Source organism: Methylovirgula sp. 4M-Z18 (genome assembly GCF_037890675.1).
In the GTDB taxonomy this organism is placed as follows: domain Bacteria; phylum Pseudomonadota; class Alphaproteobacteria; order Rhizobiales; family Beijerinckiaceae; genus 4M-Z18.
In genome coordinates this window covers 3,605,635-3,627,368 of the sequence record NZ_CP149574.1, presented here as the reverse complement: position 1 = coordinate 3,627,368, position 21,734 = coordinate 3,605,635, and the positions used below count along the sequence as shown (strand labels likewise).

The following is a 21,734-nucleotide window of genomic DNA, read 5'->3' as shown; positions in this document are numbered from 1 at the left end:
TACCTTTCGGATCGCCAACCGGTGCCGGGAGCTTAAGCTCCCGGCTCAGACTCAAGTTAGGCTTCGAGCCAGACATATTCGGCGAAAGCATAGCCCATCATGCCACCGAGCGGGTTGGGTTCAAGGCCCTTCACCTTGCCGGACAGCGCATCGACGTTGGCCATATAGGCCGGAATGATGGTGCCGGCGTTTTCGGAAACCATGACTTGCATTTCGTCATAGATTTCCTTGCGCTTCGCCTGGTCGAGCAGGCCGCGGGCTTCGTGCAGCATCTTATCGAATTTCTGATCCTTGTACTGGCTTTCGTTCCACGGTGCTTCAGTACCGTAGAGCAGCGAGAACAGAATATCCGGCGTCGGGCGCGGATTGATGTTGCCGAAATGGATCGGGGCGACGAGCCAATATTTGTCCCAATAGCCGTCGGACGGCACACGCTGGACGTCGAACTTCATGCCGATGTCGGCACCGGCCTGCTGGATGACAACGGCCATTTCGATGGAATCATCGGCCGCCTCGGACGCGACGATCGGGATCGACTGGCCTAGAACGCCCGCCTTTTCGAAAAGGTGCTTGGCCTTGTCCGGATCGAAGGCCTTGGCTTTCAGATTGGCGTTGTAATAGGGATTGGCCGGAGAGATCGGCTGGTCGTTGCCGATGTCCGCCATCCCGCGCAGCACTGATTTCTGGATCTGCTCGCGATTGACGAGGTACTTCATACCCTCGATGAAACCGGCCTTGTCGCCGGGCGACAGGTCGAGACGGATATTGAGGTTCGTGTATCCGCCCGACGACGTGCGGCTGAGCTGGAAGCCGTTCTGCGCTTCCACAAGGCGCATCGAGCGCGGATTGATCGAGTTGGCCAGATGAATGTCGCCGGCCAGCAGCGCGTTCACGCGGGCGGTTTCATCGCTGATCGCGAAGAATTCGAAGCTGTCGACATTCGCGCCGGACGATTTGAAATAATTCTTGTTCTTCAATCCGACCGAACGCACGCCCGGTTCGAAATGTTCGACCGTGAAAGCGCCGGTGCCGTTGCCCTTCGAGAAGTCCGTTGTGCCTTCGGCAACGATCATGAAGTGATGCATGCCGAGAATGGTCGGCAGGTCGGCGTTGGGCTGGTCGAGCGTGATTTCGACGGTATTCTTGTCGATCGCCTTCACGGAAGCGATCTGTTTGGCGATCTTGGCGACCTTGGAGCCGACACTCGGGTCGAGATGGCGGTTGAGCGAATAGACGACGTCGGCGGAGCTGAGGGTCTTGCCGTCGTGGAAAGTGACGTCCTTCTTGAGCTTGACCGTCCAGACTTTGGCGTCCTTGGTGTCGAAGCTGTCGGCAAGCTCCATTTGCGCCGTGCCGGATTTATCAAGGAACGTGAGGCGGTTGTAGAATGCGCAGATGCGAACGTAATCGGTCGAGAGCGATGCCTTTGCCGGATCGAGCGTGTCGGCCGTGGAGGCGGACGTGCCGGCAGCCTTCAGAGCGCCGCCTTTGACCGGGGTTGCCGCGAGTGCCGCGCCCGAGCGGCCGAGAATGGCCGAGCTTGCCGCCAAGGTCACGCCGCCTGCGAGCATCATCTGCAGCAGTTCGCGGCGGGTAGCACCGCGGCGGATGGCATTTTCAATCATCGCGTCGTCGGTTGGCGTCCAATTCGTCGTCGTATTTTTCATGTTGGTTCTCCCCTTTTTAGCTGATGGTATGCGGTGATGCGAAGGCGCGGTTAAGGACTCTCCGAGTTGATTAGCTCATGGCCGAGCGCACATCCGGATCGGCTAAGGTTTGGTCGAGGACGCTGCGTGTGCGTTCGACGATGGAATCGATTTCAGCGTCGGTGCAGCACAGCGGCGGGGCGTAACCGAGCACGCCATTCGCGAAGGCGCGGATCACCAATCCGCTTTCCCAAGCTCGGTCGAAAATGCGGCGCGCCGGCTGTGCCGCAGCGGGAAGTGGGGTCTTCTTGGCTTTGTCGACGACGAGTTCGATTGCCGCGAGCATGCCGCGGCCGCGCACGTCACCGACAAGCGGATGATCCTTCAGGCTTTCAAGGCCGGCCATCAAGCGCGCGCCGGCCCTGCGTCCGTTCGCGAGCAGGCCGTTTTCATAGAGTTTCAGCACTTCGAGGCCCACCGCGGCGCTCACCGGATGCGCGGAATAGGTGTAGCCATGGCCCACAGCCGTCTCACCGGCGCTGTCGGCGATCGTCTGGTAAACATGGTCGGCCATGAACGCAGCGCCCATCGGCACATAGCCGGAGGTCAGCCCCTTGGCGGTGGTCATGAAATCCGGAACGACCTCGTCCTCGGTGCAGGCGAACAATGGGCCGGTTCGCCCGAAGCCGGTAATCACCTCGTCCGCGACAAAGAGAATCTCCATCTCGCGGCAAGCTTCGCGCATGGCCTTCATCCAGCCCTTCGGCGGCACCAGAATGCCGCCGGATCCCTGCACGGGCTCCGCATAAAAGGCCGCGACGCGCTCGGCGCCGCCGATGTCTTCGACCTTCTGGCGCAGGGCTGCGACGGACGCGTCGATGATCGCTTGCGGATCCGTCCCGACAGGATTGCGATAGGCATAGTGCGATGGAATCTTGTGCTGCCAATCGAGCGGCACGCTGAAACCGGCATGGAACGCGGGCAGGGCGGTCAAGCCGGCGCCCACGGTCGAGGAGCCGTGATAGCCGGCTTCGATCGAAATGAACTGATCGCGTTGCGGTTGGCCCTTGGCGTTCCAATAGTAGCGGATGAAGCGAATCGTGCTGTCGACCGCATCCGAACCGCCGAGGGTGAAGAAGATGTGCTTCAAGTCGCCAGGCGCCCGGTCGGCGAGTTCGGAGGCGAGGCGGATGGCGGGTTCGGACCCGAGACCAAAATAAGCTGTGGCATAGGGCAGCTTCAGCAATTGGTTTGTCGCCGCTTCAACAATGCTTTTGTGGCCATAGCCGGCGTTGACACACCACAGACCGGCGAAGCCATCGATCAGGTGACGCCCCGTGGCATCGACGACGGTGGCGCCGAAAGCCGAGTCAAGAACGCGCACACCGAGCCTTTCGTGGCCGCGATAGGAAGCGACCGGATGCACGAGATGCGCGCGGTCGAGTTCGATCAGCGAGTTGGTGAGCATAAGGTGTCTCCGGTTCAGCCAAGGGCCTGGTTGGTGAGCGCAAAAATGCGCGCTGCACCATTTTCCGTGGAACTCTCTTCGGGCCGCCACATCACAATGCCGCCGCCCACATCCGCGAGGCCGCCGGCTTCGAGCCAGGGCGAAAGATCTGAAGCCGCATCCGTATCGATGCGAACAAACGCCCCTGGGCGCGTTGCCAGGAAGAAGGCGATGAGCGATTTGGCTTCGTCCAGATTGCCGGCGACGACGGGCCCGATGACCTCGCCGCGCCCGAAGGACCGAAGCGCTGCAAAGCCGGTCAGTTCGCCGTTTTGCCGCGAGACCGCGAAACGCGCATGACGGGACAGATAGGCGATCAGATCCGTCCGGTCGGCGCCGAATGCCACGCGATCCAGTTTAGCGATCTGAGCAATGTCGGCCGGTTCCGCGTCGTGAATGTCGGTTGGAGCGGCGAGCGGCTGCACCACACCTTGATGTTGGACGATCCTACCCGTTTCCTGGAAGCCGAACTTTTCATAGAGCGGCAGACCATCACTCGTCGCGACGAGGCGCAGCGGCATGTCGCCTGCCATCGTCACCGCTATATCCATCAATTTGCGCCCCAGGCCGCGCCCGCGCATCTTCTCGTCAACGATGACCATATTGATGGTAGCGCAATCCGATTTGTACGGTGTCACCAGCACAGTGCCGACGACATGGCCACCGGCCTCGACCGCAACCACACCTTTGCTCAATGCCAGCGCCATCTGCCAATCTTCCAGGCGATGCGGCCATTTCGCTTGCTGCGAGAGCCGAAGCGCGCCGTCGAGATGCGAGGGCTCGAAGGCCGTAAGCTCAATCTGATCTGTCTCCATCGACGGGTCCCTGTTTCTGCGTGGGACTCTGCCGTGTGCGCCGCCGACAAAGTGTCTGAAGGTGCCCGTCTGCGCGGTACATTTCTCCTTAGACCGAGCCTCGAACGGCATCTTATGCCGTGGCCGGAGGGCGGAATGTGCAGGTGAAAGCTGGAACGGCCGGACTTTCTGGCAGCGGTCGCAACTCTATGCCGAACGGCCTGTCCAATACGGAACTTTATGCTTCCTCGTCCCGCGATTCAGTCGAACCGAGTGCACAATGCGCGTCTATGATGACGTCGACTCTGGTGCCCGGCACATTTGGAAGGAGAAAGAATGAGCCATTTTCGTCCGAAATACGTCACCTTTGACTGCCACGGCACGCTGATCAATTTCCAAATGGCGGAAGCTGCCCGGGATCTTTACGGCGACAGGCTCTCCGAGCCCGCGATGCAACAATTCATCAAGAATTTTGCCGCCTACCGTCTCGATGAGATTTTGGGGGATTGGAAGCCGTATGCGGAGGTCGTGCACAACTCCCTCGAACGGACCTGCAAACAAAACGGTGTCGCGTTCAAGGAGGCGGATGCAGAGATGGTCTACGCGCGCGTCCCGACCTGGGGACCGCATGCGGATGTTCCAGCGGGGCTCGCTAAGGTCGCGAAGGAAATTCCGCTCGTCATTCTGTCGAATGCCATGAATTCGCAGATTATGTCGAACGTCCAAAAACTGGGCGCGCCGTTTCATGCCGTCTACACGGCCGAGCAGGCCAATGCGTATAAGCCGCGATTCAAGGCGTTCGAATATATGTTCGATATGCTAGGCTGCGGTCCGGAAGATATTCTGCACTGCTCGTCCTCGTTCCGGTATGATCTCATGTCGGCGCACGATCTCGGCATCAAGAACAAGGTTTGGGTCAATCGCGGACACGAGCCGGCCAATCCCTATTATGGCTATGTTGAAATTGCGGACATTTCCGGACTGCCGGGTGTGGTCGGCCTTTGAGGCAAAGCGCTGCGAGCGAGGGCGGTTTCCATGAAGTTTGTGTCCTACTGGCACGATACCGCGCCCGTCTTCGAAGGCGCTTCAAAGGGCAGCGTCGAAGGTCATTACGACGTAGCGATCGTGGGGGCCGGCTTCACCGGCCTGGCCGCGGCGCGCCAGCTTGCGAAAGCGGGTGCGCGCGTCGTTGTGTTGGAAGCCGAACGCGTGGGTTTCGGCGCATCGGGGCGCAATGGCGGCCATCTGAACAACGGCCTCGCGCATAGCTATATGGGCGCGAAGGCAGAACTTGGCCAGGAGCGAGCGATCGCCCTTTACAAAGCATTGGATCATTCGATCGATGTCATCGAGGGGTTGGTGGCGGAAGAGGGGATCGACTGTAACTTTCGCCGCGCAGGCAAATTGAAACTTGCATCCAAGCCGCAGCATTTTGATGCTATCGCGCGCAATTTCGAGGCCGTCCATCGTGAAGTTGATCCGGACACGGCGCTGCTGTCTGCTGCCGACCTCAAGACGGAGGTCGGCTCGCCCTTTCATGGGGCGATGTTGTCGAAGAAGAGCGCCATGATGCATATGGGCCGCTATGTCGCGGGGCTCGCTCAGGCCACCGTTCGGCATGGCGCCGTCATCTTCGAGGGCACCGCAGTCACCGGACACACACATGTGGCAGGGACCCATACGCTCACGACCGCGCGTGGTTCTCTCACAGCCGCAAATGTCATTCTGGCGACGGGCGCTTATACGACGAAAAATTTCTCCTTTTTTCGCCGGCGCATCATTCCCGTCGGCAGTTTTCTTATTGCGACGCGGCCGCTCACGAATGACGAAGCGCAAGCGGTCATGCCCGGCAATCGCACCTGCGTCAATTCGATGAATATCGGCAATTATTGGCGGCTGTCGCCCGACAATCGTTTGCTCTTCGGTGGTCGCGCGCGCTTTTCCGCGACTTCGGATCAACGTTCGGACGCCAAGAGCGGTGCAATCTTGCGCGACAGCATGCTCCGCCTCTTTCCGCAATTGAATGGAGTTGAGATCGACTATTGCTGGGGTGGCCTGGTCGATATGACGAAGGACCGCTATCCGCGCGCGGGCTATCAGGATGGGCTGTGGTATGCGATGGGCTATTCCGGCCATGGCGCGCAATTGTCGACGCATCTTGGCATGACGATCGCCGATGCGATCCTCGGCCGACCGGATCTCAACCCGGTGAAAGGTCTCGATTGGCCAGCGGTTCCAGGTCATTTTGGGTGGCCATGGTTCCTGCCGTTGGTTGGCCTCTATTATACGATTCTCGACCGCGTGAGGTAGCTGCGGCTCAGCGAGAAGCAAGCGGCGCGCTGCAAATTATCGCGTCGCTTTCCCTTGGCAGCCGTCGTGATGGTCATGACAGGCCGGCCATGTGGAAGGATTTCATCTCCAGATATTCCTCGATGCCGACCTGTGCGCCTTCGCGGCCAAGGCCCGATTGCTTGACGCCGCCGAACGGTGCGACTTCGGTCGAGATGGCGCCCGTGTTCAAGCCCACCATTCCGAATTCCAGCGCTTCGCCGACTCGCCAGGAGCGTTTGAGATTTTCAGTATAGAAATAGGCCGCAAGTCCGAACGGCGTGCTGTTGGCAATCGCGATGGCCTCTTCCTCCGTCTCGAAACGGAAGAGCGGAGCGACGGGGCCGAAGGTTTCCTCTTGCGCGAGCTGCATGTCGGGCGTGGCGTCTTTGAGTACCATCGGCGCGATATATTGCGCGCCTTCGGGCAGCGCATGGCGCTTCGTGGTGATGCTGGCGCCTTTCGCGAGCGCGTCGTTCACATGCCGATGGATTTTGTCGATCGCGGCCGGATTGATCATCGGACCGATGGCGACACCCTTCTGCGTGCCCGGACCGACCTGCATGGCGTTGACGCGGGCAGTCAGTTTTTCGCAAAACGCGTCATAGACGCCGGCCTGGACGAGGATGCGATTGGCGCAGACGCAGGTCTGACCGCCATTGCGGAATTTGGAGACAATCGCGCCTTCGATGGCAAGATCAAGGTCGGCGTCGTCGAAGACGATGAACGGTGCATTGCCGCCGAGTTCGAGCGACAGTCGCTTCACGCTGTCGGCGGCACCGCGCATCAGCAGCGAACCGACACGCGTCGAGCCAGTGAACGAAATCTTGCGCACGGTTTCGTTCGCCATGATTTCGCTTCCGATTTCCGTCGGCAATCCGGTAACGATATTGACGACGCCGGCCGGGATCCCGGCGCGTTCCGCCAACACGCCAAGAGCAAGCGCCGAATAGGGCGTCAGATCGGATGGCTTGATGACGACGGTGCAGCCCGCTGCGAGCGCGGGCGCGACCTTGCGGGTGATCATCGCGTTCGGGAAATTCCAGGGCGTGATGATGCCGCAGACGCCGACAGGCTGCTTCAGAATGACGATGCGGCGATCCGGCGTCGGCGAGGGAATTGTCGAGCCGTTGATACGGCGCGCCTCTTCGGCGAACCATTTTACGAAGGAGGCGCCATAGCGGATTTCGCCGCGCGACTCATCCAGCGGCTTGCCTTGCTCCATGGTGAGGAGCAAGGCGAGATCGTCGAGATGGTCGATCATCAGCCTGTGCCAGGTTTCGAGCAGCGCCGCACGTTCGGCATGGGTCTTCTTCTTCCACGATACGAACGCTTTTGACGCGGCGTCGATGGCCGCGCGCGTATCCTTCGCGCCCATATCCGGGATGGAGCCAATCTCGCTGCCTGAGGCCGGGTCATGGACTGCAAGCGTTTTGCCGGACACGGCGGGAACCCAAGCACCGCCGATCAGCGCGCTCTGCCGAAAAAGATCTTTGTCCTGCAACTGGTGTGTCATCGGTCGTTCTCGTTTCGATTCAGGAAATGGCGGCCAGCACCGCTGACGTGATGTCTGCCGTGCTCGTCTTGCCCGGGATTGTGCCGATGCCGCGTGCGGTGGTTGCCGAGATCGCCTCCATCACGTGCCGGGCAGCGCTCGTCTCACCCAGATGTTCGAGCATCATTGCGCCCGACCAAATGGCGGCGATCGGATTGGCGATGCCGAGATGCGCGATGTCGGGGGCCGAACCGTGCACCGGTTCGAACATCGACGGCGCGCTGCGGTCGGGATTGATATTGGCCGATGCGGCAAAGCCGAGCCCGCCTTGGATCGCGGCGCCGAGGTCGGTCAGAATATCGCCGAACAGGTTGGAGGCGACGACGACGTCAAGGCTTTCGGGCGCCATCACCATCCGTGCCGCCATCGCATCGATGTGATAGCTCGTCACCTCGACGTCAGGGTACTCTGCTGCGAGCTTTCTGGTGATCTCGTCCCAGAACACCATGGAATATTTCTGCGCGTTCGATTTCGTGACGGACGCAAGTGTCTTGCGCCGCAGCCGTGCCTGTTCGAAGCCGAAACGCAGGATGCGCTCGACGCCCACGCGGGTAAAGATCGAGGTTTCGACCGCGACTTCGTCGGCTGTGCCCTGATGGATGCGACCGCCGGCGCCCGAATATTCGCCTTCCGTATTCTCGCGGATGCAAAGAATGTCGAAATCCCGCGCCTTCAGCGGTCCTTCCACGCCGGGCAACAGACGGTGCGGCCTGATATTGGCGTATTGGACAAAGGCTTTGCGAATTGGCAACAGCAGCCCATGCAGCGACACGGAATCCGGCACTTCCGCCGGCCAGCCGACGGCGCCAAGAAAGATCGCGTCGAAGGAGCTGAGCGTTTCAATGCCATCCGCCGGCATCATCGCGCCGGTCTGCTTGTAATGGGCGCAGGACCAGGGAAATTCCGTTCCCTCGAGGCGGAAGCCCGCGCTTGCGGCCGCCGCATTCAAAACGGTCCAGGCGGCGTTGATAACGTCGCGGCCGATGCCGTCGCCGGGGATCAATGCGATACGGTAGGTCTTCATGTGCATCCGCCGTCAAAGGTTGATGAGAACGCTCTTGGTCTTGCGGTTGGCAAGATAGGCTTCGCGGCCGAGATCCTTGCCGATGCCTGATTGTTTGTAGCCGCCCGTCGGGAGAATATGGTCGCGCGAACGGCTGTAGCGATTGACCCAGATGGTGCCGGCTTGCAGCGCGCGCGTCATGCGGATGGCGCGCGACAAATCGCGGGTGAAAAGTCCGGCGGCGAGACCGTAAGTCGGGTGGTCGGCGAGGGACAGAGCCTCTTCCTCCGTGCGGAACGTCTGCACACTTAGGACGGGGCCGAAAATCTCGTCGGTGATCGCCGGCGACGCGTTATCGACGTCGGTGATCAATGTCGGCGTGTAGAAATATCCATCGCCCTCCATCGGCGCGCCGCCGTAAACGCAGGTGCCGCCAGCGGCCACAGCCGCTTTGACGATTGTATCGATGCGATCGCGTTGGCGCTCCGAAATGATCGGTGAATAGCGGCTTGCTTCATCCCATGTCGGACCCGCTTTCACCTTTTTCATCTCGGTCACGATGGCATTGCACAGGTCCTGCGCCACGCCCTCTTCGACGATCAAGCGCGAGCCGGCCACGCAAGCTTGGCCTGCATTGGCAAGGATGCTGCGCGCGATGGCGGCCGCGGCCTTGTTCAAATCGGCATCGGCGAAGACGAGCTGCGGGCTTTTGCCGCCGAGTTCGAGCGTCATCGGCTTGATCCCGGTCGCCGCGATATTGGCCATGATCGCAGAGCCGGCACCGGTGGAGCCGGTGAAGCTCACCTTGGCGATGTCGGGATGTCCCGTGATGGCATTGCCCGTTACCGGGCCGTCACCGAGAACGATATTGATGAGACCGGCTGGCACGCCAGCTTTCAGCGCCAGTTCTGCCATGAAGAGTGTCGAAAAGGGGGTCATTTCGGAAGGTTTCAGCACCACCGCATTGCCCGCAGCAAGCGCCGGCCCGAGCTTCCAGCCGGCCATCGAGAGTGGGACGTTCCAGGGCGTGATCGCGCCGACGACGCCATAGGGCTCGCTCATCGTCATGCCCAGATTGCCGTCATCGGTCGGCACCAAATCGCTGCCTTCCTTGTCGGCGAATTCGGCAAAGAAGCGGATCTGTTCGGCGGTGATGGCGACATCGCCCGCGACCAGTTCGCCGACGGGCCGCGTTGAGGCGATGGCTTCGAGCTTGGCAAGGGTGACGGCCTCCTGTTCGATGAGGTCCGCCCAGCGATGCATCACATTGATCCGCTCGCGCGGCCGCACGCCGCCCCAATTGCTGGTTTTCAACGCCGCCTTTGCCGTTGCCACGGCTTCATCGACGAGATCGGCCGATGCCTGCGGGCAGTCCGCATAGGATTTGCCGTCAGATGGTCGGCGCATGCCGATGACGCCTTTTGCCGGCACCCGCCGGTCGCCGATCAGATGATGAATCGGCAGCGCAAGCGTATCGGGATTGAAGCTGAGGTTCATGGTCTCTTCCATTGCAATCAAATGCCGGAGCAACGAGCACCGAGCGCCTCGATCATCGCCTGGCAGGCAAGAAGTTCGTCTATGAGAATGAATTCGTTCGGCTTGTGAGCGCGGGAAATGTCGCCGGGTCCGCAGATGATAGACGGAACGCCGGCCGCCTGGAAAAGACCGGCTTCGGTGCCGTAGCTCACAGCTGCGAGCGTCTTTTTTTCAGTGAGGTCTTCCAGCAACGTGACGAGCGGGGCATCGGCAGCAAGTGAAAGCGCGGGATAGGCGCTCATCTCGCTCCATTCAACGCCAAAGCCTTGGGCCGCAAGCTGTTCGGCGGCCACCTTTACCGGTGCCAGAAGGCTGCGCGGATCGACGCCGGAGATCGCGCGCGCCTCGAGTTCTGCCGCGCATCGATCAGGAATGATATTGACCGCCTGTCCGCCGGTGATGACGCCCACTTGCAACGACGAATAGGCTGGCTCGAACGCCTTGTCGAAAGGCCCTTGCGTGAGGGCTTGGGCTGCGGTGGAGGCCGCTGTAAGCACCTGCGTCATCGCATGGATGGCATTGAGCCCGAGATCGGGCCGTGACGAGTGACCTGTCCGCCCCGTGAGTACAACGCGCGCCGCGGCTTTGCCCTTATGGGCGCGGACCGCCTGCAGATTGCTTGGCTCGCCGATGATCGCACCGAGCGGCGGAGCGCAGAGAGTCGGCAGATGCACGAGAAGATGTGGGACGCCGCGGCAGCCGGCTTCCTCGTCATAGGAAAAAGCAAAGTGAATGGGCTTTCTCAGGTCAATGGCCATCAAAGCCGGCACGGCGGCAAGTGCCGCCGCCAGAAAGCCTTTCATGTCGCTGGTTCCGCGCCCCAGGAGGCGTCCGTCAGCTTCCGATAGTTGAAAAGGATCCGATGCCCATTCCGCTTCGCCCGCCGGCACCACGTCCATATGGCCGGAAACGATATAGCCCGCCTCATCCTTGGGACCGATGGTGGCGAAGAGATTGACGCGATCTCCTTCGGGGCCCGGGAGGCGTGTCGATGCGATCCCGTAGTCATTGAGATAGTCCGCGATCCACCCTGCAATGTCGCCGTTCGGCGTGCCGACGACGGATGGGAAGGAAATGAGGTGGCGCAGGATATCGACGACGCTCATGGTTCCCTTTCCTACTGACGCTGCATTCGCGACAGCATGAGTGTTGAGCGATGGGATTGCATGCCGAATGACAACTCAATTCAGACGAAAATTGTGTAGATTGACCCCGAAAAAGCCGATTGTGTCAGGACGGCCTGCTTAGAATGAGGCACTGACGTGATCAATTGGCCGCTGCGTTTCTTTCTATCTTTAAAAGGCGAGCGCAGCGGGATGAGCAGGAGATTGAAGCATGGCAGTGCCTGAGTCCCTCGTCGTGGACTCCTACGAAATGCAGCTCGCCGATATCCGTTCGGTCGCGCTTGATCAATTGCATGCGCTTTCTATTGCCGTCGGTTGGCCTCACCGGGAGGACGACTGGCGCTTCTTGTTGAATATGGGACACGGCTTTGCCGCGCTCGATGAGATCGGGCGCGTATTTGGGTCGGCTATGTGGTTTCCTTATGGGCGCAACTTTGCCACCATCGGCATGGTCATCACCTCGCCGCGGCTGCAGACCAATGGCACGGGCCGTTGGTTGATGGAAAAAATGTTCGAGACCTGCGGATCGTACGATTTCCGGCTAAGCGCCACACGCGCCTCGCGCCGGCTCTATACGTCGCTCAAATTCGACCACGAGAAAACAGTGTACCAGTGCCAGGGCGAGGCGTATGTGCGGAGCGAGCTTCCCCCTCTGCCGGATGGAATAAGCGCCCGGCAGCTTGGAAGCGCAGACATGGCCGCTGTCACGTCGCTGGACGCGCGGGCCTTCGGCGTGGGGCGCGCCGAGCTCATGGCGAGGCTGTTCGACCATTCGGTGGGATATGGGCTCTTTCGCGGTGACGAACTCGTCGCTTTTTCATTATGCCGGCCCTTCGGGCGCGGCCACGTGATCGGTCCAGTGGTGGCCCATTCCGAAGAAGAAGCGATCGCTGTCATATCCCCGCATGTCGCCGCGCATACGGGACACTTTCTGCGCCTCGATACGCATTTCGGCCAAGGCGCGCTCGCCGCGTTTTTGACGGCGAACGGACTGCTTGTTTATGACACCGTGCTCACGATGTCGCGGGGGCGGCGGCTTGGAGATTTCGAAGCGGCATCGGGCGGTGCGATGACTTTTGCCCTTGCCGCACAGACGTTTTGTTAATACCAACGGTCACGAAGAGTGACCGTTGGTTCGTTTCTTCATTTTTCGCCTCTTCAAGCCGACAGCGAAAAATGAAGAGTAGTCCAAAGGTCGCTACTCGCGACCTTTGGTATAAATCATGTTGGACTGAGCTGCATGTCGGCGCGATCGACCAATCCATGTGGCGTTTCCCCCGCAAGATGACGGCGAACATTCGCAATGGTGGTCATCGCGGCCGAATGCGGCTGGGTGACCGCGGCGATATGCGGCGTGATCACGATGCGGGGATGCCGCCACAACGGATGGTCCCCAGGCAGCGGCTCGGGATCGACGACATCGAGAAATGCTCCGGACAAATGGCCGCTGTCGAGCGCGCCGATCAGAGCGGATGCGTCAAGCTGACGTCCGCGCCCCGCATGAACGAGCGAAGCGCCTCGCGGCAGCATCGCAAAAAGATCGCTGTCGAGGATGCCTTCGGTTTGGGAGTTGAGCGGCAGTAGGCAGACGAGAATGTCCGTGCGCCCGAGCATCTCCTTCAATCCGTCGGCACCGGAATAGCAATCGACGCCGTCGATTGCTTGGGCTGATCGGCTCCATCCAGCCGGCGGGAAGCCGAAGGCCCGCAATTTCTCGAGCGCGGCCTTGCCCAAAACGCCCGTTCCGAGGACCGACACGCGCCGTTCCGAGGCTTGGGCCTGCGGCAAGATCCCATGCCACAGGGCTCGGCGTTGCTGGTCGATGTAAAGGTGCAGATTGCGATGCAGGGACAGCACCGCCATGGTCACATATTCCACAATCATCCGCGTGATGCCTTCGTCGACCATGCGAACGACTTTGACGCCGGGCGGAAGGACCGCGCCTGCGAATTGGTCGATTCCGGCGCCGATGGAGAATAGGATCTCCAGATTCGGGTATCGCGCAAGATCGGATGGCGGAACCCAGGTCATGATGAACCGCACGTCGCGCGCATCCAGGTCTTGTGGATCCATCGCGAAGCGGATTTCAGGCAGATGGCGCGCGAACAGATCGGCAAAAATCGCGCCGCGCGTCCGATCGCTCAGGAACAGAAAAGTCATCGCTGCTGCTCTGCGGGGATTCTCACGATTCAAGCCAAACATATTCGGCAAAAGCGAAGCCCATCATGCCGCCGAGCGGATTGGGCTCTAGGCCGCGCAGCTTCGGCGACACCCCATCCACATTCGACATGAAAGCGGGGATGGCGGTGCCGGCTTCATTGCAAATCATGTCCTGCATCTCGCCATAGATCTCCTTGCGCTTGGCTTCGTCCAGCATGCCGCGCGCCTCGAGTAGCATCGAATCGAACTTCTCCGACTTGTAGCGGCTTTCGTTCCAGGGCGCGTCGGATTTGTAGAGCAGCGAGAACAGAATGTCGGGCGTCGGACGGGCGTTGATATTGCCGAAGTGGACCGCGTCCTTCAGCCAGTGATTGGACCAATAACCGTCGGCGGGCACGCGGTCGATGGCGATCTTCAGGCCGATGTCGGACGCGGCCTGCTGCAACACCGCCGCATAGTCGAGCGAGGAGGAGGCAGCTTCGGAGGCGGTGATATGGATTTCCTGTCCCAAAACACCGGCTTTTTGAAAGAGCGATTTCGCGCGCTCGGGATCGAACGCGCGCTGCTTCAATTCGCCATTGAAATATTTGCTGGTGGCCGGGATCGGATGATCGTTGGCGATCTCGGCCAGCCCGCGCAGGACGGACTTCTGGATCGCTTCGCGATTCATGAGATATTTGAAGCCTTCGGCCACGCCTTGTTTGTCGCCCGGAGCCATGTCGAGCCGCAGATTGAGATCAGTGTAGGTCCCGAGCTTGGAAATGAACAGCTTGGCGGCCGGATTGTTTTCCAGGACACGCAGCGAGCGCGGACTTAAGTTTCCGCCGATCTGGATATCGCCCGACAAAAGCGCGTTCACGCGGGCCGTTTCGTCTGCGATCGCGAAGAACTCGAACGAGTCCAGATACGGGCCGGTTCCTTTCCAGTAATTCTGGTTGCGAACGGCGATCGAACGGATACCCGGCTGGAACTCCTGACAGATGAACGCGCCGGTGCCGTTGCCCTTGGAGAAGTCACTCGTCCCGTCGGCCACGATCATGAAGTGATGAATCGCAAGAATGGTCGGCAGGTCGGCGTTCGGACTCTCGAGCGTGATTTCGACCGTCGCGTCGTCAACGGCCTTGAACCCGACCATCTGCTTGGCGAGCGCATTCACCTTCGATCCGACGGCCGGATCGAGATGGCGCTTGAGGGAAAAGATCACGTCGGCGGAAGTGAGGGTCTTTCCGTCATGGAACGTTACGCCCTTGCGCAACTTGATGGTCCAGACCTTGGCGTCAGGGCTCTCGATGCTTTCGGCCAGTTCCATTCTGGTCTCGCCCCGGCTGTCCAGGAAGGTCAGGCGGTTATAGAACGCGCAGCAGCGTACATAGTCGGTCGAATGGGAGGCTTTTGCCGGATCGAGCGTGTCCGCCGTCGAGGAGGTGAAACCCGCGACCTTGATCGATCCGCCTTTGGCCGGCGTGGCCGCCACCGCCGATGTGGCGCGCCCGAATATCGTGGAGGCGGTGAGCGCTGCGATACCGCCCGCCGTCATCATCTGCAACAGTTCGCGGCGGCTCGCATTGCGGCGGATTGCGCTTTCGATCATGGCGTCGTCGGCGAAAGTCCAGTTGGTAATCTTATCACTCATGACTGTTCCCCTTTGCTGCGCGTGATTGTCAGGCGTGCCGGTTCGTTGTCGCCGGTTCCACCGATATGTGAACGTGTCAGTCGATGGCGGCCTCGTCGGTTGCGTCGGATAAGGCAGACATGGACATGAAGTGATAATCCGGTTTCGCGAATTCGGCGGGCTCGATCGTTCCGCCATAACCCTTCTGCGCGTGGCGGCGCTCGATCCAGCAATTGGTCATGCCCAGCCGGCGGGAAATGCCGATATCGTGGTATTGGCTCTGGGCCACATGCAGAATATCCGCCTTGGCGCCGCCTTCCCCTTCGACAAAAGCGAAAACCTGCTCGAAAAAGGCGCGATCGGGCTTCTCCGTTCCGGTATCGTCCGCCGTGAAGCTTTGGTAAAACGGATTCCCTAGTTCTTTCTCGAACAGTTCGAAGGCCCAGCGGCGGGCGTTGGTCATGGCGATGAGCTTATAGTGTTTGCCCAGATTTGCGAGAGCTTCCACGCTGTCGGGAAAGGCCTGCCAATGGCGCACGTCGTCGCGCAACTTCTCGCCGTATGCCCGTTCTGCGGGGAGGCCCAATTGCGGTGCGATGGCGAGATAGACCCGCACGAGGTCATCGGGAAAAAGATCGGCATTTTCGGAATAGCGCGCCTGCCGGTAGAGGGAAAGCGCGTGTTCGCCATCGAGTTCGACGCCGTGCTCCCGGCCGATCTCCGCAAAGGAGCGCGTCAGCCCGCCCTCGAAATCGATGAGCGTGCCCACGACGTCGAAGGACAAATATTTGAAATCTTTCAATGCATTTGCCACGCGCGTCGATCCCTCTGAAAAGACCTTTTCCCCGCCGATTTCGGCCCTGCCTGCGGATCCCACCGGGAGAATTTCTCCGCTCAACGGGATAGTGTGACGCCTCCAACCTATCGATTGCGCTGAATCGATGCCCTTCGGCAGCATAAAATTGCAAATCTCGCCTTCCAGAGAGATTCCAATGCTGCACCCCCGGGCGCGTCAGATGGATTGGCGCACGTCGAGCGCTATCGCGGTCCGCTGACGGGAAGCCCTCCAGAGCATTAGGAGAAGCGCAATTGTTGTCCAAGAATCATGCTTGTCTAATGCGCGATGAACAGAGGCATGGTCGCGTCTTCCAGCATCGCCTTCGTGACGCCGCCAAAGATTCTTTCACGCAGGCGCGAATGCCCGTAGGCGCCCATAACGATAAGGTCCGCGGCAATATCCCTGGCGTGGCGAAGCAGAACCTGGCTGATGCTCTGACCGAAGGCAGGCAACTCGTCGACAGTGACACAAACATGATGCCTTGCGAGATAGGTGGCGATGTCGCCACCCCGATCAAGATCGGGGTCCCCAACGCGCGGCTCAGGGTCCACCAGCGTCAGATGAACTGTCTGCGCACGTTTCAGGAAGGGGAGCGCGGAGCGGGCCGCGCGGGCCGCCTCGATGCGCCCGTCCCAGGCAAGAAGGATGGTTTTCGGCTCGAAGGTAAAATCTTCGTTATCGGGCAAGAGAAGCAGGGGCGAGGTGGAGTCAAAGAGTACGCCAATGAGCGCCGGCCATTGAACGCCGTTATATTGAATGACCTTGCGATGCATCAAGGTGATGTCGGCGCATCTGGCGCGCGTTGCCGCGATCGCCCCCATCGCCGCATATTCCGAATAGATGTCGTCGACATCAAGGGCAACATGCTCCCTCGCCAGGGTTCCTTCCATTCCTTTGCGACGCACCGCAAGCTCAGCCATGTCCGCACATTGTTGCTCAACCCAGCCGTCAGCGATCATCGCCGGATAGTTGTTGAACGGGAGCGGTGGCGCGGGTTTCACCAGAAGGATGGAAAGATGCGCATTCATCCTGCGGCATGATTCCACAATGGTGCGGCAATCATCTTCAGGCTGGCCAATGTCCATGATATAAAGAACGGTTCTGAGGTCCATGATGCCTCCCGATGTGACGGGGATCATCATGAAGCCTTAGCCGTTCGCTCGCATTGCGGAAAATCAATTATTTACTCTGCCAGAGTTCCCCATCGGTTTGATTCATATCAATTATGTTGACGCGCCGTCCTTGTAAGGTACGGCACCACATGCATTGAAGCGCCTGGAACCTGCTATGACCTATACATCTTTGATGGTCCATGTGGACCCCGAAGCGGAAAAATCGGCTATCCTTGACATAAGTGTCGATCTCGCAAAGCTGTTCGATGCCAAGGTGATTGGCGTTGCCGCATGTCAGCCGCTGCAACTCCTCTATGTCGATGCTTACGTGCCACCGGAGATCATCGACCAAAACCAGATCGATATGGAAAAGATGTTGAAACAGGCGGGCGCTCAATTTTATGCCGCCATGCAGGGGCGCGCACCGCGTTGTGAATGGCGCGCAAGCGTTACCGTCGACGCGCTCGCCAATTATTTCGCCGGCCAGAGCGGGACCGCGGATCTTTTCATAACACAACGGGCAAGTCATCAAAACGCCTTCGATCGGCCGCAGCATCTGAATTTGGGCGATTTCGTCATGCGGTCCGGCCGCCCCGTTCTCATCATTCCCCCTGACGCGTCACGGGTGGCGCTCGATCATGTGGTGGTCGCATGGAAGGAGACGCGCGAGGCGCGGCGCGCCATCGCCGACGCCATCCCCCTGTTGGGCAAGGCCCGCCGCGTGACGATCGCGACGATTGTGCCCGAGGAGGAAGAGAACAGCGCGCAGATGGGATTGGAGGATATTGTCGGGTGGCTGAAAGGCCATCATGTGAAGGCTGACAGTCGCGTCCTGGCCGCCGCCGGCAGAGACACCGACATGCTGGCAGATTTTCTCCTTGAGCAACAGGCGGATCTCGTTGTGGCGGGCGCCTATGGCCACAATCGTCTCCGAGAATGGGTTTTCGGTGGCATGACAGCGGATCTTCTCCTTTCGTCCGGTTACAGCGTCTTGCTTTCTCACTGAGGGCCATGGCCGACAAGGAGAGACGGCTCCTCATGCACGCGATGTTACTCAAAAGGATTGGCCATCACTTGGACATGCGCGCTCATTGTCAAGCCGCACTGCTCACCCCATTCGATATAACGTGCTGCGCACGCTGCCTATTTGATCCGCATCATTGTTCTCGGCTTCCCCGCGTATAAGAAGGGAACGAGCGTAACGCTTAAACGAGGAATTCTCCATGTCTCATGACGACAAGTTACAGCAGCAGGTTCTTGAAGAGCTTGGCTGGGAGCCTAGTGTCACCTCTGCTCATATCGGCGTCGCGGTCGACAATGGCATTGTTACATTGACGGGCTCCGTCAATACTTTTGTGGAAAGGTCGATGGCCGAAGCGGCCGCTCAGCGGGTCAAGGGCGTGCGGGCGGTCGTCGAAGAGATCAAAGTGAAACTTCCCGACGACGCACGCTTCGATGATGGTGAGCTTGCGACGGGCGCCGCCGATCGCCTCGATCGCGACGTATTTGTTCCCCATGGCGCAGTTAAGGTTGGCGTTGAGAACGGCTGGATCACGCTGAGCGGCGAGGTCAGCTGGGACTATCAACGTCGGGCCGCGGAACAATGCGTGGAAAGGTTGCCGGGGGTCACGGGCGTCAGCAACCATATTGAACTGAAGCCCGTCGTCAATGTCGAAAATATTCGCGATGACATCACGCACGCCCTGCACCGATCCTGGTTTTTTGATCCGCAAACAATAGTTGTAAGCGCCGAGGGGGGTAAGGTTCGGTTGAGTGGAACCGTAAAATCTCCGGCCGAACGTGCGGTCGCTGCGGCCACTGCCTGGTCAGCTCCGGGCGTGATCGATGTCCGCAATGATTTGACGGTCGCTTAAGGCGAAATGGAATTTGATCTCTCGTCTTGCCTTAAGGCGAGATGCGCTGAGCGGAAGCCAAACGCTATCACGAATCTACGGCTCGTTGTTTTGGCGTGTGGTTCGCGTCAGCGGCTGTGAGGTATCCTCATTTCTGCGGGCTAGAGCACTGGCGCGCATTGCGCGTCTTGTTTGAGATAGCGCAAGGAAATGATCTTCAAGCGAGCGATATTGCATCATCCTTATCGCGCAGCGGCTCGCGCGTCGCCAACCGGAGAGTTAAGAACAATGGACAAGCAAAAATGGGAACTGACAACGAGAACCGGCCTGAAGATTCTTGTCCGCCCCGCCGGACAAGACGACGATGCTGTCCTTGATAATCTATTTCATCATGTGCAGCAGGAGGATCTGTGTTTTCGCTTCCTAACGGGCGGCAGCACCGTATCTGAGACGCAACTTCACGCCATGACTCATGTCGACCATAAAAACACGGAGACATACATTGCTCTCGTGGAGGGCACGCATGTGCCCGTCGCAACGGCAATGCTTGCACGTATCCTCGAAACACAGCGCGGTGAGGTCGCTATTTCAGTTCACGCCGACTACAAGCATTATGGTATCGGATGGGAGCTTCTCGCCTTCACAGCCCGGCAAGCCCAAGAACGCGGGCTTCAATCGATCGAGTCGATTGAGATGAGAGCCAATCGGGAAGCCATCGAGCTTGAGGAAAATATGGGATTCACGGTGCAACCGTATGAGGGTGACGCTTCGCTCGTTCTAGTCTCGAAGCAATTGTAAAGCTGCGTCCTGACGCCTCGCTTGGGAGGGGCTATCTGCCTGCTTAACCGCTAGCCGTTAGCGCCGGCCTCGGCAGCAGTAAATCGGGATGCACCGCCAAGGATGCGCCTTTGCCTACGACGGAGAGGTAGGCTGCGCGGGTATCGTCATGACGAGGCAACGCGATAGCGTCTCCCAGGGGCCTGCCGTCTGGGCTCGACTTTACGAAGCCAGCGCGATGGCCGAAAATCTCTCTGAAGCCGTCACCTGGAATAGGCCGCAAGAAACATGCGCACACCCTGCTTGGCGTGAGTGCGAAGCTCCTTCGCACTCGGGATGGCGGTGTCGCCGAGCAGCATCGCGCGGTTGAGAGGCGCGGACATGATCAGCCAATTGAACTGGGTAGCGGCGAGCAAAGGGTCGCGAACCGAGAGGAGGCCGCGCGTCGCGAGCCTCTCGAATGCCGTGGCCAGCGCTGCGATCGCCCGCCCAGGGCCGCCGGCATAGAGCGCAGCACCAAGCTCAGGGAAGCGCCCGACCTCTCCGATCACCAGACGGCGCAACTGCAAGATCCTGGGCGTGAGGACGACTTGGAGCTGACGGACGGCATAGTCGACCAAGTAGAGTTCCAAGTCGTCTTCGTCGGTGAATTCGGGGACGTCCTTGTGGACGCGATCACTTGCCTCGTTGGAGAGCGCCGACGCCATGGCGACGAACAGGGCCTCCTTGTTCGAAAAGTACGTATAGATCGTCTGTTTTGATACGCCGGCCATTTCAGCAATTTCGTCCATGCTGGCACCCAGGTAGCCGACGCTGAGGAAAGCCGTCGCCGCGGCATCAAGGACAGCCGCCCGTTTGCCGGCAGTCTTCTGCGTGCGCCCGACGGCTTTGACTTCCGATTTCTTATTGAGCCCCATCGCGGCCTCGCTTCATGCCTGACTCATTGCCTTGACGTATCATACTAGACGGTCTAGTATAATGAAAGATCAAATATGCAGGGAGAGTGTCGCCGTGTTCGTTTCATTCGCCGAATTGCCGGTATTCGATCAGGCTCGGGCCAAAGCATTCTACGTCGACAAATTCGGATGCCAAGTGGTTGCCGACGCTGCGATGGGCGCGGGCGGTTGGCGTTGGATCGAGGTTGGATTTCCCGGCGCGGAGACTTCTCTGCATTTCGTCCGCAGACAGGACGAGGCTCCGTCCAACGGGCCCGTACTGGTCTTCGTGGCCGACGACGTGCCGTCGGCGGTGCATGGTCTTGCGTTGAAAGGTGTCAAGATCGTCGCGGACGTAACGCCTGCTCCATATGATCCTCGGCGGCAGGTTGCCGAGATAGAGGACAGCGAGGGCAACCGCATTGTGATCAGCAATTGATGAATGTCCCTCGCCTGACCGCATCCTGTGCTTGCGGAAACGTCGAGATCGAGGCCGCCGGAAAGCCGATTGCCACGGTGATTTGCTATTGCGACGATTGTCAGGCGGCCGCGCAGCAGATCGAAGAATTGCCGGGTGCTGCATCGTTTTGCGAAAGCGATGGTGGAACCGCCTTCATCGCCTACCGAAGGGATCGCGTTCGCTGCATCCATGGCGAGCCGTTGTTAGCGACGCTCAAGCTTCGCGACAATTCGGCGACGAACCGCAAAATCGCCACATGCTGCAACAGCGTCATGGTCCTCGATTTTGACGACAGCAAGCATTGGGTCGACATCTATCGTGCGCGCGTTAAAGGAAGCCCACCGAGACCTGAGATGTTGGTTTGCACGAAATTCGCGTCCGATCCCCTCAATAATCCGGATCATATGCCAGCCAGTCCAGGCTATTCGGCCCAATTCATGTTCAGGCTCCTCAAGGCTCGGATCGCGATGCTGTTCTCCAGCTAGGGCTCGCAC

The 21,734-nt window shown here is 59.7% G+C and carries 20 protein-coding genes; 8 read left to right on the top strand and 12 right to left on the bottom strand.

The genetic code is table 11. From position 1 onward, the window contains the following. Positions 1–56: 56 nt before the first annotated feature. The 3 genes from V9T28_RS16820 to V9T28_RS16810 form a co-directional block, all read right to left on the bottom strand. Entirely contained in the window at positions 57–1,667 is a 1,611-nt protein-coding gene (locus V9T28_RS16820; RefSeq protein WP_116400185.1) for an ABC transporter substrate-binding protein, read from the bottom strand. A gap of 70 nt (positions 1,668–1,737) precedes the next feature. Next, a complete protein-coding gene (locus V9T28_RS16815) occupies positions 1,738–3,114 on the bottom strand; it encodes an aspartate aminotransferase family protein (RefSeq protein ID WP_116400184.1) in 1,377 nt (458 codons plus the stop codon). 14 nt (positions 3,115–3,128) lie between these two features. Beyond that, a complete protein-coding gene (locus V9T28_RS16810) occupies positions 3,129–3,968 on the bottom strand; it encodes a GNAT family N-acetyltransferase (RefSeq protein ID WP_116400183.1) in 840 nt (279 codons plus the stop codon). Positions 3,969–4,283: 315 nt separating this feature from the next. On the opposite strand from V9T28_RS16810, the gene V9T28_RS16805 reads away from it, so the two are divergent. Beyond that, a complete protein-coding gene (locus tag V9T28_RS16805; RefSeq protein ID WP_116400182.1) occupies positions 4,284–4,952 on the top strand; it encodes a haloacid dehalogenase type II in 669 nt (222 codons plus the stop codon). Between the two features lie 30 nt (positions 4,953–4,982). Then, the gene (locus tag V9T28_RS16800; RefSeq protein WP_116400181.1) at positions 4,983–6,257 is read left to right on the top strand and encodes an NAD(P)/FAD-dependent oxidoreductase; all 1,275 of its coding nucleotides are present in this window, start codon (positions 4,983–4,985) and stop codon (positions 6,255–6,257) included. 73 nt (positions 6,258–6,330) lie between these two features. Here the strand turns inward: V9T28_RS16800 and V9T28_RS16795 are convergent, their stop codons facing one another. The 4 genes from V9T28_RS16795 to argE are packed head-to-tail and all read right to left on the bottom strand — an operon-like array spanning position 6,331 to position 11,475. Next, the gene (locus V9T28_RS16795; protein WP_116400180.1) at positions 6,331–7,791 is read right to left on the bottom strand and encodes an NAD-dependent succinate-semialdehyde dehydrogenase; all 1,461 of its coding nucleotides are present in this window, start codon (positions 7,789–7,791) and stop codon (positions 6,331–6,333) included. 19 nt (positions 7,792–7,810) lie between these two features. Then, entirely contained in the window at positions 7,811–8,854 is a 1,044-nt protein-coding gene (locus tag V9T28_RS16790) for a tartrate dehydrogenase (protein WP_116400179.1), read from the bottom strand. Positions 8,855–8,866: 12 nt separating this feature from the next. Beyond that, entirely contained in the window at positions 8,867–10,330 is a 1,464-nt protein-coding gene (locus V9T28_RS16785; protein WP_116400178.1) for an aldehyde dehydrogenase family protein, read from the bottom strand. 17 nt (positions 10,331–10,347) lie between these two features. Further along, on the bottom strand, positions 10,348–11,475 hold the full coding sequence (argE, locus tag V9T28_RS16780; protein ID WP_116400177.1) for an acetylornithine deacetylase: 1,128 nt from the start codon (positions 11,473–11,475) through the stop codon (positions 10,348–10,350). A gap of 229 nt (positions 11,476–11,704) precedes the next feature. Here argE and V9T28_RS16775 point away from each other — a divergent pair, with 229 nt between their 5' ends. After that, a complete protein-coding gene (locus V9T28_RS16775; protein ID WP_116400176.1) occupies positions 11,705–12,598 on the top strand; it encodes a GNAT family N-acetyltransferase in 894 nt (297 codons plus the stop codon). A 116-nt stretch (positions 12,599–12,714) separates the two neighbouring features. On the opposite strand, the gene V9T28_RS16770 is transcribed toward V9T28_RS16775, so the two are convergent. The 4 genes from V9T28_RS16770 to V9T28_RS16755 form a co-directional block, all read right to left on the bottom strand. Further along, complete coding sequence (locus V9T28_RS16770; RefSeq protein ID WP_116400175.1) at positions 12,715–13,653, bottom strand: 2-hydroxyacid dehydrogenase; 939 nt, start codon at positions 13,651–13,653, stop codon at positions 12,715–12,717. Between the two features lie 22 nt (positions 13,654–13,675). Beyond that, on the bottom strand, positions 13,676–15,286 hold the full coding sequence (locus tag V9T28_RS16765; RefSeq protein ID WP_116400174.1) for an ABC transporter substrate-binding protein: 1,611 nt from the start codon (positions 15,284–15,286) through the stop codon (positions 13,676–13,678). A gap of 76 nt (positions 15,287–15,362) precedes the next feature. Further along, positions 15,363–16,079 carry an HAD-IA family hydrolase gene (locus V9T28_RS16760; RefSeq protein WP_116400325.1) on the bottom strand — a complete coding sequence of 239 codons (717 nt, stop codon included), beginning with the start codon at positions 16,077–16,079 and terminating at the stop codon, positions 15,363–15,365. A gap of 299 nt (positions 16,080–16,378) precedes the next feature. Continuing rightward, a complete protein-coding gene (locus V9T28_RS16755; RefSeq protein WP_158554757.1) occupies positions 16,379–17,215 on the bottom strand; it encodes a universal stress protein in 837 nt (278 codons plus the stop codon). A 175-nt stretch (positions 17,216–17,390) separates the two neighbouring features. On the opposite strand from V9T28_RS16755, the gene V9T28_RS16750 reads away from it, so the two are divergent. The 3 genes from V9T28_RS16750 (at position 17,391) to V9T28_RS16740 (ending at position 19,866) form a co-directional block, all read left to right on the top strand. After that, complete coding sequence (locus V9T28_RS16750; RefSeq protein ID WP_339071779.1) at positions 17,391–18,221, top strand: universal stress protein; 831 nt, start codon at positions 17,391–17,393, stop codon at positions 18,219–18,221. 217 nt (positions 18,222–18,438) lie between these two features. Further along, positions 18,439–19,089, top strand: a complete 651-nt coding sequence (locus V9T28_RS16745) for a BON domain-containing protein (RefSeq protein WP_116400172.1) — start codon at positions 18,439–18,441, stop codon at positions 19,087–19,089. Between the two features lie 267 nt (positions 19,090–19,356). Continuing rightward, a complete protein-coding gene (locus tag V9T28_RS16740; protein WP_116400171.1) occupies positions 19,357–19,866 on the top strand; it encodes a GNAT family N-acetyltransferase in 510 nt (169 codons plus the stop codon). Between the two features lie 242 nt (positions 19,867–20,108). On the opposite strand, the gene V9T28_RS16735 is transcribed toward V9T28_RS16740, so the two are convergent. Continuing rightward, on the bottom strand, positions 20,109–20,762 hold the full coding sequence (locus tag V9T28_RS16735) for a TetR/AcrR family transcriptional regulator (RefSeq protein ID WP_116400170.1): 654 nt from the start codon (positions 20,760–20,762) through the stop codon (positions 20,109–20,111). Between the two features lie 94 nt (positions 20,763–20,856). On the opposite strand from V9T28_RS16735, the gene V9T28_RS16730 reads away from it, so the two are divergent. Beyond that, positions 20,857–21,219 carry a VOC family protein gene (locus tag V9T28_RS16730; protein ID WP_116400169.1) on the top strand — a complete coding sequence of 121 codons (363 nt, stop codon included), beginning with the start codon at positions 20,857–20,859 and terminating at the stop codon, positions 21,217–21,219. Beyond that, complete coding sequence (locus V9T28_RS16725; RefSeq protein ID WP_445242131.1) at positions 21,219–21,725, top strand: GFA family protein; 507 nt, start codon at positions 21,219–21,221, stop codon at positions 21,723–21,725. Before V9T28_RS16730 ends, V9T28_RS16725 begins: the two co-directional genes overlap by 1 nt. The last annotated feature ends 9 nt before the right edge of the window (positions 21,726–21,734 follow it).